This is a genomic window from Nonomuraea sp. NPDC052129 (assembly GCF_040680095.1).
Taxonomy (GTDB): Bacteria; Actinomycetota; Actinomycetes; order Streptosporangiales; family Streptosporangiaceae; genus Nonomuraea.
On the sequence record NZ_JBFAVX010000006.1, the window covers coordinates 402,889 to 415,508 of the forward strand.

Below are 12,620 nucleotides of genomic sequence, written 5' to 3' on the forward strand. Positions count from 1 at the left end.
ACACCGCGTGAGACTTTAGCGTCGCCTTCGTACTCATCTGGAGAAGGGCTGACCCTGTCCACAGATTCCCCCGTCAACCTCCCAGAACCCACCGATCTGCTCGGCGACCTCAGCCCCGCGACGCACGCGGTGAAGGCCGAGGAGGCGATGCACGGCACGGCTGGCCGCGCACGCGGCGTACGGGGCAGGGGTGGCATGCAGGGCGAAAGTGACACAGGGGGCGAAAGCGGCGCATGGGGTGGACGGAGGCCGAGAGTCGCGCACGGATTCGGGTAGATGGATGCCACGAATCGGCCACCTGAAAGCAGCCCGCCCGTAATGTCAGGTCCACTTTCCACACACCGCACAGCGATTTGATCTCGCACAGCAACGCCAATGCCGGCGCCCCATGCGACCGAACGAGCTAAATACCCCAAATATGCCATTTCAGAGCCGTCCACAAGCAGCCTAGTTAAGCCCACTACCCACGCCGAACCCAGCCGCGCGGCAGAATAATCGCTGTGACGAACACCCCCAGCGCGAAGCAGACAGTTCACACGATCAAGGTCACCTTGCGCGGTTCCCGACCACCGGTCTGGCGCCGGTTGGAGGTCGCCTCGGACAGTACGCTGCGGCACCTGCACGACGTCATCCAGGCGTCCTTCGGCTGGCAGAACTACCACATGTGGGTCTTCGACACCGCAACCGGCCGCTTCGGCGACACCGACCGCGAGCTGGAGATCCGCAGCGCGGCCTCCACCCGACTCGACCAGGTCGCCCCTCAGGCCAATGACCGGCTCCGCTACACCTACGACTTCGGCGACGACTGGGAACACGACATCCTGGTCGAAGCCATCACCGACGCCGAACCCGGCACAGCCTATCCACACTGCCTGACCGGACGCCGCGCGGGACCACCCGAGGACTCCGGCGGCGTCTGGGGCTACGAATATCTCCTCGAAATCCTCGCCGATCCCACCCACGACGAACACCAGGAGCGCCTGGAATGGCTCGGCCTCGACTCAGCCGACCAATTCAACCCGGCCAGCTTCGACGCCAACAAGATCAACGACGTACTCTCCGGCCTGGCGATCGTCCTCACCAAGGACTGACCACCCGCCATCTCCAACGAAATCGAAGCATTCGCACGATCAACACGCAGCACCGAAGCAGATCAGACGCTCCGGCGTTCGTCCGGATCTGACCCGTCGTGGCTGTTCAGCAAGGCCCAGCATTCGCCGAACTCGCCCTGGGCATAGAGCAGATCCGCCGGCCGCTCACGCTGGACGAGCGCATCCGGATGGTCGGGCCTGAAGGAGAGCCCGTACCCATCGACGCCTCACGGTGCTCAGCCTCGGCTTCGGCCAGCCGACCGAGCATATGGAGACTCTCGCCAAGCCCGGCACGGATCTCCAGCATGACCACGCCCCCGGGCGCGACACGAGCAGACGCGACACGAGCAGACGGGCGTTGGCTCCGCAGGTACCTCGCCGCGACGCCCAGCGCCTCCCGACAGCGCCGGATGGCGTCCCGCGCGCCCGCCCGCCGCGCGCCGGACGGCTTCCTCCAGCTCACCATTGACGCGGAGCGCCTACGCGAAGTGCTGCCAATCGCTCAGCGATGGACGGTCGTAGGGCGCGGCCCCCGTGAGCTGCTGCCGGTGGTAGGAGATGGCGGCTCCGAAATCGGCGGCCCGCAGCAGGACGACACCGTCGTCGAGCACCGAGGCGACCTGAACCGTGAGCCTGTCGTGCGGCTTGTCGCCCTCTCCAGGGCGCAACCGGGTGCGAGCGCCGACCGACACCGCCTCGGCCGGCCTCCTGTCTATCGTCTACATCTCACGCCGAGCCCGCAGAGTGGCGCGGACGCTCTTCAGCGCGGACACGTAGTGACGCTCATCCGGCCGCATGGCCACAGCGATCGCAAGGGGTTCCTGGGCCCCTTCAATGTCGCCTGTTCGCCACAGCGATAACCCAAGCCCGAAATAGGCGTAATCCTCAGTCGGATTGGCGTCGACGATCTGGCGGAAGCTCGCCGCAGCCTCCGCGTACTGCCGCGAATTGAACTGCGCTCGCGCAAGAGCCTCCCTGATGCTGCGCGAATCGGGCTCCGCAGCAGCGGCACGCTCGAGCAGAGCGGCAGCAGCCGCCGGACTGCCCTCTTTCAAAAGCTTCACCCCGCGCTGATACCAGTCGTAAACGCCACCCCCCGGAGCCCCAGGGGATTCATCGTGCACGTTTCTACCTTGGACCATGCGTGAGGCCTCCTTCATCGGCCGAGAGGGTTCCGTTGAATTCGCCGCGGAATCAGGAGCGTTGGGAGATTGGGGGCGACTTTCGGAAGACCCGGACACTTATGGGAGCATGCCCGGTATGGGGAATCCTGAACTGCCGGTGCCTGATGGACTGCTCCTACGCCCCTTCCGCGGCGTCCGCTTCACGGTCGACGATCCCGCCAAGGTGACCTCCCCGCCGTACGACCTGATCGCTGAGGGTGACGTACGCGCCCTCCTGGATTCCCATCCCAACAACGTCGTCCGCCTCATCCTTCCCTGCTCATCGCCACCCCAGTCCCCCGAAGGACACCCACCCGCTCCCGACTCCCCCCACCACAACACGCCCCCCAGTGCCGCCCCCCACCACAGCACGACGCCTGGCGTCACCTCCCACCACAGCACGACGCCCAGCGCCGCCTCCCACCACGCCGCCCCCGCTGCGACGACAGCCGACGAACAACCCGCTGCCACAGCGGTGAGCCCCGGGCTGGGCCCAGCGGTGAGCACCCGTCCGAGCGCACCTGACGATAAGAGCGCACCCGACACGGCCGTCAGCATCCCCCAACCCCACGGCTCCATCAGCGCCCACAAGCACGACGCCGAAATCGCAGCCAGCGATCACGACAGCGACACATCTCCGGCCCCGATCGGTCACCACCCCGCCGGAACACGCGACAACGCAGCCGTCAGCCGACACAACATCCCTCCGGAAAAAACCGCCGAACAGCTCCACGACGACCACCCCGGCGGCAGGCGGCCTGATGACGAGCGGCCCGAGAGCGAGCAGCTCAGTGACAAACACCTCAGGGGCGAACAATCCGTGGACGAGCAGCCCACGGGCAAGCACCCCAAAGACCGGCAGCCCGGGCACGAACAGCCTCGTTCCGAGCAGGGGGACGAGCAGCCTCGTTCCGAACAGTACGAACGGTCCCATGACGAGCGGCCCGCTGACAGTGACAAACAACCCAACGACATACGACCCGGCGATGAGCGCCAGGGTGCGGCACATGGGGATGCAGCGGTCCAGCCATCTGCCGACATACCCGAACAATCAGCGAACGAGCGCTATTGCGAAGCCCGTGACACCCTCCTCGCCTGGCTGGACGCAAAGGTGCTGGTCGCTGACGAGCAACCGGCTCTATATGTGTACGAACAGCACGGACCGGGCGTCCTACAGCGCGGCCTCATCGGCGATGTGGCCCTGGCGGACCCGGCCCGACGCATCATCCTCCCCCACGAGGACATCTTCCCCGGACCCGTCGCCGACCGGCTCGCCCTCATGAGCACCACCCAGGCCAACCTCGAACCCATTTTCCTCCTCTACGACGGCGGCCAAGGCACGGCAACCCTCCTGGTGGATCATGTGGCGTCGACACGCCCGCCTCTGGTGACGGCTGATACGCAGGACGGTCTCCGCCACCGCCTCTGGGCGATCACGGATCCGGCCGAGATCGACGCCGTCAACGTCGACCTCCGAAACCGCCAAGCTCTCATCGCCGACGGCCACCACAGGTACGCGACATACCGGGTCCTCCAACGCCAGGAGCACGCGGCCCGTGCCAGCCAGGTCCCCACCTCCACCTCATGGCCCGCTCCGACAACACCGGTATCCACCACCCCACAGCCTCCGCTCACCTCGCCGCTGAACACACAACCGCACCTCAACGCTCAAGCAGAGCCAACACCCGCGCCACCCCACGGCGCTCAGCCTTCCGTCGCATCGGCCCAGCCGTCAGCGCCCCCTGTCACACCCGTTCAGGATTCAACGCCCAATGCCGCCTCCCCTCAGGGTCCAGCGACCAACACGACACCCCCTCAGGATCCAGCAACCGACCCGACACCAGCTCAGGGCCCAGCAAACGACGGCGAACCAGGCCAGGTGCCAGGGCCCGCCACCGCATCAGCCCCCGGAGCGCAGCAGCCCACGGGGCAGCATGCGCGTGGCGGCGAGCAGGGACAGCCCACCTTGGGTCCATGGGACTTCGGGCTGGCGTTGCTCGTCGATTCGACCGCGTACCCGCCCGATCTCAAGGCCATTCACCGCGTCATCCCCGGCCTGCCCCTGACCGAGGCGGCGGCCAAGGCCAAGGGGTCTTGGCGTGTCCACGATCATGCCACCCTCGACCATGGCCTGGCCGCGCTTCAGGCCGCAGGGGAGCCCGCATTTCTGCTCGCCGGTGAAGGTGGCTGCCACCTGCTCACCAACCCTGATCCGGTCCAGCTCTCCCGTGCCATGCCTGCGGACCGCTCCGATCGGTGGAACTCGCTGAACATCTCCGTACTGAGTGAGTTCGTCCTGCCCAAGGTGTGGGGCATGCAGGACGATCAGCAGGCCGTACGGATCGTGCATCATGACCCGGAGGCCGCCCTGCAGTTGGCTCTCGATACGGGCGGCACCGCCGTGATTCTGAAGCCGCTAGCCGTCGACGACGTGCTGGCCATCGCGGCGGGGGGCGAGCGCGTGCCTCGCAAATCAACCTCCTTCGGCCCTAAGCCCATTACGGGCCTCGTCCTCCGTACCTTCGCCACCGGTTGAGGCGGGACATCGATCTGGACCTCCAGCAGCACTGGATGACGTCCCGCAGAGTGGTGTAGCTCCACATCCGCTCAGCCCTGTCGCCCACGTAGGAAACGCACAACGAGATCGTTGATCTACCACTGGATGGGACACCACCCGGCGCTGTGAAGAGGCTTCAGAGCGCCCCTCTGAGCGCAGGCTGCAAGTACGAGAAATGGCGTAGCGGCCAGGGCAGACTGCTCCGTCCTGGTCTGCCGCTGCTGATCGGCGACGCAACGGTCCGGCTGGTGCAGTGCCCGGAAACGTTCACCGGGTCGCAGCGGCAGGGCAGCGTCGGCCGAAAATGGTTTCACTTCTTTAAGGCGGCGCCCCTACTGTGTACGCCGTGACAACGCAGGTGATCGTGCTCAATGGCGGATCCAGCGCCGGCAAGTCCTCGATCGTCCGGAACCTGCAGGCCATACTGCCGCAGCCCTGGCTTGCCATCGGGGGTGTCGACTCGATGATCCAGGCGATGCCCGAATCCATGATGACATCGGACACGGGACTTAAGATCGCCTCCGACGGAGGCATGACCGTCGGGCCGGAGTTCCTGCAACTGCAGGCGGCGTGGCGGGAAGGCATCGCCACGATGGTCCGTGCCGGAGCCCGGGTCATCATCGATGACGTCCTTCTCAGGGGCACGGAGTCCCAGCAGCAGTGGCAGAGAGTTCTTGGCGGGCTCGACGTCCTGTGGGTCGGCGTCAGGTGTGACAGCGCGGTCGCCGCCGAGCGCGAGCGGGCTCGGGGAGACCGCATCCCGGGCATGGCCGTGGCCCAGGCGGAGGCGGTACACGACCGTATGGTCTATGACCTGGAAGTGGACACCGCGCGTACCGAATCGCTGATGGTTACCCACCGCAAGATGACCTCCCACCACGTGGTGGAATTCGTCCCCAGCTTGAAGGTCCATGGCGTCGTCGCGAGCGTAGGCGGTTGCCGCGATGACGTCCCGCAGAGCGGTGTAGCTTCTCACCCGCTCAGCCGTGTTTGCCCACGTAGGAAAACACACAACGAGATCGTTGACCCACCATTGGGCGTTGCCCGCTCGATGCCATCGCGAAGATCATCAGAAATCCCATCGTTCCGGAGGGCCGCGAGCTACCCGCGCGGCAACGGGGAATGTCCACCGATCGACGGTCGCTCAGCCGACAGGAGCTATTCCGCAGCCGCAGCCATGATGGGCCACGCCCAGCATGACTTCCAGCCGTCGCTGGACAGTCCCGGCAACGTGGCAGGGGCTGTCCAGCGAACCTGACAGTGCGGTCGAGGGGCGGGGGTGACGTCCCACTGAGTGATGGATCCACGATCTCGCTGTATGGCTTCTACCAGGGATGAATAGGGCCGAGTGGCTAAGGCAACTACACCAGCCTGCGGGATGTCCTCAGCACACTGGTGGCGAGCAGTGCGCGGGTCGCGAGCAGGGCGCAGGTGGTGAGCAGGGCGACTACCTGTAGGAACGGTGCGGATGGGCGCGCTCCCCTGTCACTGACCCCCGGGCCCCCGCCGTCGATCGTCCGGCGATCGCCGGACACTTCCACGGGGTGCCACGCCCGAATAGCGAGCTAGCCGGTCGGGGCCAGGTCCGGGGCTGAGCGTGGCGAGGGGATGGACGGGAGGATGTCGTGCTTGTCCTGGGTCATCGCGTTTCCGGATGGCTTTGGGGTTGGGGGAGGGGCCGGGCCTCGACGGCACTCCTGAGCGTCCGGAGGTTCCGGGTCGTTTCCGAGCCGTCGGCTCTGTGCGAGTGGGAAAGGCTTTCGGCGCGGTCGGGACGGCCGTGGCTGGTCAGCTGGATCAGGTGGGGCTGCCTTCGCCATCGTGACCTCGACTTCGTAGCGCCAGATCTTGGCGGCGGTCGGGCCGTAGACGTGGCAGCGGAAGGCGCCCTTGATCTCCATGGTGTCGCGGGGTCTGAGGTTGCGGACGAAGGCGGCCGCCTCGGGATCGAAGGTCGCGCATGGCACGCTGTCCGTCATCGTTTGGCCGTGTCTGTTTTCCGGGCGGCGCACGATCAGGCGCCATTTCGTGAGGATGTCGCCGCTCGGCAGGGGTTTTTCCTCTGGCGTCGCGGACAGCCTTCCCACCAGTACGACCTCGTTGCGGTCCACTGTCGTCCTCCCATCGGGGTTCTGGTGAGATCACTCTTTACGATGAGGGGTACGCCGGATCGGCTCGAACGCCATTCTGGGGATAACGGCAGCGGATCAGGAGTGACTGTGGACAACATCACCGCCCTGGGCGGCGACGTCTATGAGATCGATACGAAGATGGCCGGCTATTCGGGCATCACGGCTGGATATCTGATCCTGGGTGACCGCCCATGCCTGGTCGAGACCGGCACCTCGACCTCGGCGCCCGTGGTCCGTGACGCACTCGCCTCGCTCGGCGTGGGCCCTGAGGACCTTGCCACGGTCGTGGTCACGCACATCCATCTAGATCACGCCGGCGGCGCTGGGGACATGGCGAGGTACTTCCCGTCCGCCCAGATCGTGGTGCATGAGAAGGGAGCCAGGCACCTGGCCGATCCGTCCAGATTGATGGCCAGCGCGAGGATGGTGTGGGGTGACCGCCTTGACACGCTATTTGGTGAACTATCGCCAACCGAGGCCCACCGCATCGTCGCACTCGGCGACACCGGATCCATCGACCTGGGCAACGGAAGGACACTGAACAGCCACTACTCCCCCGGCCACGCCAAGCACCATGTGGGTCTCATCGATTCCGCCACTGGCGATCTGTACGTAGGCGACGCCGCCGGCGTGTACCTGCCTCAGACCGGGGACCTGCGCCCGGCCACCCCGCCTCCGGACTTCGACCTGGAGACCGCGCTCAACTCGATCTCGCTGTTCAAGGCACTCGGCCCGCAGCGACTGCTGTTCAGCCACTACGGACCGGTCGGCGCCGTACAGGAGACGCTCGGACGCTCTGCGGAGGAACTTCGCGTCTGGGTCGATCTCACCCGCCAGGTACACACGGAGGGCCTCGACCTCGACCACGCCGTCGCCATGGTCAGGGACCGGACCATGGAACGGTATCAAGCGCTCAAGGCGGACGATGACACAGCGGAGCAGTTCGAGCTCCTGAGTGGCGCTCCGTCTAACGTCGCGGGCATCTACCACTGGCTCGACCGCGTCTCACCCTGACTTCTGATACGAAACAACTGTCGGTACGAAATGCCGTACCAGAACTCCGCCGTACACCGTGGAAGGTGTACGGCGGAGCAGGACGTCAGTCTTCGCGCTTGGAGTCGCGCTTAGCGGCGTCCTCGGCTGGTTCGTCGGGCTGGTCCAGGATGTCGCCGAAGTTGGGCTCGATGAACGCCGGAGTGATGCCTAGCGCCATCGGGGTCTCAACCGCAAGGGCCTTGGACTCCGGGACGCTCGACTCTGCCGTGCCGGAGTCGTCGTCCAGCAGCTCGTCGGGCTCGGTGTCCTTCGAAGCGTCCTTTGAGGCGTCCTTCGGGACGTCCTTCGAGGCGTTCGCCGAACCGTCCCGGAGGTCGCCGGACTCGGCGGCCTCCTGCTCGGAAGCGGATTCCGCCTGCTCAGGAGTGGATTCCGCCGCGCCGGCAGGCCCGTCCTGCTCGTCGTCGGCGTCCTCCCGGTCGGCAGAGCCGTCCTGCTCACGGATGGCGCCCTGCCGGTCCGCGGCGCCGTCCTGCTCATCATCGGCATCCTGCCGGCCGACCGGCTCATCCTCCTGGTCCACCGGCTCGGCTTCCGCAGCCTGATCGTCGGTGGGCTCGGAGCCGTCGAGAAGGTCGTCTGCCTCAGCGAGGGCCGCGTCCTCGTCGACGTCCTCGTCCACCTCGATCATGGCGTCGGCCTGGCCGGCCGTACCCGCGTCGTCGGAGTCGTCCTCGTAGTCGTCGAAGTCTTCTTCGACGTCCTCGATGACGGCACCCGTCAGCTCGGCGTACCGTTCGGCGGCATCCGTCTCACCGTCCTCGTCGAAGGCCATCGCCTTGGCGAACCAGTCGGTCGCGGCCTCCTGATGACCCGCGTCGGCCAGCGCGTCGGCGTACGCGAACGCGAGACGAGCCGACCAGGGCTTCGCCTGCGGGTCGCGCAGCTCGGGCAGGCGTTGCAGGGTGATTACGGCGGCGTCGTTCTGGCCCAGGTCGCGGCGGGCGCCCGACTCGACGATGGAGAGCTCGATGCGTCCCGCCCTGTCGAGGCGTTCGGCTTCGGGCGAGCGGACCAGGTCGAGGGCGCGTTCCGGACGGCCGAGGCCGCGTTCGCAGTCGGCCATGACCGCGAGGTAGGCGTCCGAACCGGTCATCCGCCTCGCCGCGCGCAGGTCGCTGAGGGCCTCGGAGAAGTGCCCAGCCCGGTAGGCGACGATTCCCGCCGCCTCACGTACAACACCGATGCGGGCCGCGAACCTGCGGGCCACCTTGGTGTGCTCGTGAGCCTGATCGGGGTCGTCCTCCTCCAGCGCACGCTCGGCGGCGACCATGTGCCTGCCCACCAGCTCGGCGAGGTCGCCGGGGAGGGAGCGCAGCTCGTCGCGTACTTCCTTGTCGAGCTCTTCGGCGGTGATGTCGGGCGCGACCTCAGGCAGCGGCTCGCGCTTCGGAGCGTCGTCCTCGGGACGGCCGAACCTGGCACGGGTGCCGCTGGACGCCCGGTCGTCACGAGAATCGCGCGAGAACGGGCGGGAACGGTCATCGCCACGCGGGCCCCGGTCGTCGTGGTAACCACTCTCACGGGGACCCCGATCGTCACGGGAGCCACCCTCGCGGCGCGGACCGCTGTAACCGCCCTCGCGACGAGGGCCACGGTCATCACGATCCCGGAAGGAACGACGATCGTCGCCACCCTCAGAACGCTCACGGAACCCACCCGGCCGATGATCGTCACGGTCGCGGAAGCCACCCTCGCGCCGGGGACCCCGATCGTCACGGAAGCCACCCTCGCGGCGCGGACCACCGTAACCACCCTCGCGACGAGGGCCACGGTCATCACGATCCCGGTACGAACGACGATCGTCGCCACCCCCAGGACGCGAACCGCGGTCGTCGCGGAACCCACCTTCACGGGGCGGGCCGCTGTAACCACCCTCGCGACGGGGGCCACGATCGTCGCGGTCCCGGAACGGACGGCGGTCGTCGCCGCCACGCGAACCCCGGTCAAAGCCGCCCTCACGGCGGGGACCTCGGTCACTGCCGCCCTCGGGACGCGGACCCCGGTCGCTGCGGAACCCACCCGGGCGTTGGTCATCACGGTCACGGAAACCACGACGATCCCCGCCGCCGTCACGGTCGCGGAAACCGCCCTCGCGACGGGGGCCGCTGTATCCGCCCTCACGACGCGGACCGCCGTAACCACCCTCACGACGGGGGCCACGGTCATCACGATCCCGGAAGGAACGACGATCGTCGCCACCCTCAGAACGCGGACCCCGATCATCACGAAACCCACCCGACCGGTGATCATCACGGTCCCGGAAGCCACCCTCACGGCGCGGGCCACCGTATCCACCTTCGCGACGCGGACCCCGGTCGCCGCCGCGGTAACCCCCCTCGCCACGCGGGCCACGATCGCCACCGAACCCGCCCTCACGGCGCGGCCCGCCACCGTAACCACCTTCACGGCGCGGACCAGCGTAACCACCCTCACGGCGAGGGCCACGGTCATCGCCGGAGCCGGCGTCACGACGCGGGCCACGGTCGTCACGGTCACGGAAGGGACGTCGGTCATCGCCACCGCGTCCGCCCCGGTCATCACGGAAGCCACCTTCGCGACGCGGACCCCGGTCGCCGCCGCGGTAACCCCCCTCGCCACGCGGGCCACGATCGCCACTGAATCCGCCCTCACGGCGCGGGCCGCCACCATAACCGCCTTCACGGCGGTCACCGCTGAACCCGCCTTCACGGCGCGGACCGCCGTAACCACCTTCGCGGCGGGGGCCGCGGTCACTACCGAACCCGCCTTCGCGACGAGGCCCCCGGTCATCACCGGACGCACCCTCACGACGCGGGCCGCGATATCCTCCGCCGTCGCGGCCGGTGCCCCGGTCGCCGCGCCCCTGGTAGCCGGAACGCTCGCCGTATCCGCGATCCCGCGACGCCCCTCGGTCGCCGCCGTCGCGTCGTGGCTCTCGGTCGCCGGAGCGCGGCCTGTCGTCGGAACGGAACGGACGGTCGCCCCTGGAGTCGCGCTGGTCGCGCCCGCGGGAGCCATACCCGCCGCTCCTGTCGCCGCCCTGGGGACGCTTGTCTCCGGCGTCGCCCCGTTCGCGCTGTCCGCCGTCCGATCCGTTATCACTGTTCACTTCTGGTCCATTTCGTTGGCTCACTCAGCAGACCCGTGCGTCACATGACGGTCCGCCGTGGCAGGTCGCCGCCCGATTTTCGGGCCTTACGCGACGAAGGCCACCCGCGGTGGGATGGCCCGGTACCACCAGCCTAGCAAGCCGCAGCATGTCACCGAGCCTGGCCCGGCCCGCATATTCGGTCGCGGTGATTGACCACTTCGGGAAAACTGCTCGACATGTCACTCCGCTTCCATGAGATCGCCGAGTCCCAGCACCGCATTCTGAACCCCATCACTGACGAAAAATTGCGACTCCTCGGCGAAATCTGCCGCATCACACCTGGCGCGCGCCATCTGGATCTCGCCTGTGGGAAGGGGGAAATGCTCACCCAATGGGCCGCCCGTTACGGCTCGTACGGGGTGGGCGTGGACATCAGCAAGGTCTTTCTCACCGCCGCCAAAGATCGCGCGGACGAGCTCGATGTGGCCGACCACGTACGCTTCATCGAGGCGGACGCCGGGACCTATGAGGACGAACCGCACTCGTACGACATCGTCTCGTGCATGGGCGCCACGTGGATCGGCGGCGGCCTCGCCGGCACTCTCACGCTCATACGCCGCCTACTCCGCCCTGGCGGACTCGCCCTGGTCGGCGACTGCTACTGGATCACTCCGCCATCGCCCGTAGCCTGTGCATCGCTCCAAGTGCCGAAAGATTCTTTCGCTTCGCTGTCCGGTACGGCCAAGCTCATCGAAGACGCCGGCTATGAGTTGGTGGAAATGGTCCTGGCGAACCACGACACCTGGGACAGGTACGTCGCCGCCCAATGGTGGACGCTGAGCAAATGGCTACGCGAAAATCCGGACGACCCCGATGCGCCGGCCTTGCGGCAATTCTTGGACCATGGACGTGACTCTTATCTTGAGTACGGCAGGCGGTACATGGGCTGGGGCGCCTTCGTTCTCCGCGGATAAGCCGTTGATTGTACGATCCGGCGCCTGCGACTGCTCGGCAGTGCGGTCGCCTCGGTCCTGAATCGGCCACTCCGGTTCAGGACTGCAATCCGAAACTCGTACGTCTCCTGGTCGCGAACAGGCAGCGTCCCGTAGAGCAGCGCCCGCTACTGCTTGCGCCAGAGCCGGTAACGCAGAAAAGGGCCCCACGCGTCATGCGTGGAGCCCTTTCTGCAACCAAAGATTGTCCGGCGGTGACCTACTCTCCCACACCCTCCCGAGTGCAGTACCATCGGCGCTGGGAAGCTTAACTTCCGGGTTCGGAATGTAACCGGGTGTTTCCTTCCCGCCATAACCGCCGTAACTCTATGAAACTGTCAAACACAATGTATTTGCCGTCTCAGAATTGCATAGTGGACGCGAGCAAGAAGATCTGCGGTGTGGCGCTGCTCTGGACCCGGCGAAGAGTAACAGAGCGCAGCACACACCACAGCATTATACTTTGTGGTCAAGTCCTCGGCCTATTAGTACCGGTCAGCTCCACACGTTACCGTGCTTCCACCTCCGGCCTATCAACCCGGTCGTCTACCGGGAG

General features: G+C 66.9%; 10 protein-coding genes, 2 rRNA genes and 1 pseudogene. 7 read left to right on the forward strand and 6 right to left on the reverse strand.

The window, feature by feature from the left end; genetic code table 11:
* The first annotated feature begins 500 nt into the window (after positions 1 to 500).
* Complete coding sequence (locus AB0L53_RS17885; RefSeq protein ID WP_363994534.1) at positions 501 to 1,091, forward strand: plasmid pRiA4b ORF-3 family protein; 591 nt, start codon at positions 501 to 503, stop codon at positions 1,089 to 1,091.
* Positions 1,092 to 1,570: 479 nt separating this feature from the next.
* Here AB0L53_RS17885 and AB0L53_RS17890 read toward each other — a convergent pair whose 3' ends face one another.
* Positions 1,571 to 1,783 (reverse strand): hypothetical protein, encoded by a 213-nt coding sequence (locus AB0L53_RS17890; protein WP_363994537.1) that lies wholly within the window; start codon positions 1,781 to 1,783, stop codon positions 1,571 to 1,573.
* 27 nt (positions 1,784 to 1,810) lie between these two features.
* Entirely contained in the window at positions 1,811 to 2,233 is a 423-nt protein-coding gene (locus AB0L53_RS17895) for a tetratricopeptide repeat protein (protein ID WP_357958326.1), read from the reverse strand.
* A gap of 118 nt (positions 2,234 to 2,351) precedes the next feature.
* Between AB0L53_RS17895 and AB0L53_RS17900 the strand changes: the two are divergent.
* The 3 genes and pseudogenes from AB0L53_RS17900 to cpt all read left to right on the forward strand — a co-directional run.
* A pseudogene (locus tag AB0L53_RS17900) lies at positions 2,352 to 2,540 on the forward strand (DUF1015 family protein); the annotation flags it as partial.
* 213 nt (positions 2,541 to 2,753) lie between these two features.
* A complete protein-coding gene (locus tag AB0L53_RS17905) occupies positions 2,754 to 4,790 on the forward strand; it encodes a DUF1015 family protein (RefSeq protein WP_363994586.1) in 2,037 nt (678 codons plus the stop codon).
* 367 nt (positions 4,791 to 5,157) lie between these two features.
* Positions 5,158 to 6,069 carry a chloramphenicol phosphotransferase CPT gene (gene cpt / locus AB0L53_RS17910; RefSeq protein ID WP_363994540.1) on the forward strand — a complete coding sequence of 304 codons (912 nt, stop codon included), beginning with the start codon at positions 5,158 to 5,160 and terminating at the stop codon, positions 6,067 to 6,069.
* Positions 6,070 to 6,376: 307 nt separating this feature from the next.
* Here the strand turns inward: cpt and AB0L53_RS17915 are convergent, their stop codons facing one another.
* Complete coding sequence (locus tag AB0L53_RS17915) at positions 6,377 to 6,922, reverse strand: single-stranded DNA-binding protein (protein WP_363994543.1); 546 nt, start codon at positions 6,920 to 6,922, stop codon at positions 6,377 to 6,379.
* A 108-nt stretch (positions 6,923 to 7,030) separates the two neighbouring features.
* On the opposite strand from AB0L53_RS17915, the gene AB0L53_RS17920 reads away from it, so the two are divergent.
* Entirely contained in the window at positions 7,031 to 7,957 is a 927-nt protein-coding gene (locus AB0L53_RS17920) for an MBL fold metallo-hydrolase (RefSeq protein WP_363994546.1), read from the forward strand.
* A gap of 85 nt (positions 7,958 to 8,042) precedes the next feature.
* On the opposite strand, the gene AB0L53_RS17925 is transcribed toward AB0L53_RS17920, so the two are convergent.
* Positions 8,043 to 9,272, reverse strand: a complete 1,230-nt coding sequence (locus AB0L53_RS17925; protein WP_363994549.1) for a hypothetical protein — start codon at positions 9,270 to 9,272, stop codon at positions 8,043 to 8,045.
* Between AB0L53_RS17925 and AB0L53_RS17930 the strand changes: the two genes are divergently transcribed.
* A complete protein-coding gene (locus tag AB0L53_RS17930) occupies positions 9,222 to 11,138 on the forward strand; it encodes a hypothetical protein (RefSeq protein WP_363994552.1) in 1,917 nt (638 codons plus the stop codon). The two genes, AB0L53_RS17925 and AB0L53_RS17930, sit on opposite strands and share 51 nt — an antisense overlap.
* 170 nt (positions 11,139 to 11,308) lie before the next feature.
* Positions 11,309 to 12,046 (forward strand): class I SAM-dependent methyltransferase, encoded by a 738-nt coding sequence (locus AB0L53_RS17935; protein ID WP_363994555.1) that lies wholly within the window; start codon positions 11,309 to 11,311, stop codon positions 12,044 to 12,046.
* Between the two features lie 225 nt (positions 12,047 to 12,271).
* Here the strand turns inward: AB0L53_RS17935 and rrf are convergent.
* Together rrf and AB0L53_RS17945 are read right to left on the reverse strand one after the other, a co-directional pair.
* Positions 12,272 to 12,388 (reverse strand): 5S ribosomal RNA (gene rrf, locus AB0L53_RS17940).
* Positions 12,389 to 12,529: 141 nt separating this feature from the next.
* Positions 12,530 to 12,620 (reverse strand): 23S ribosomal RNA (locus AB0L53_RS17945); the annotation flags it as partial.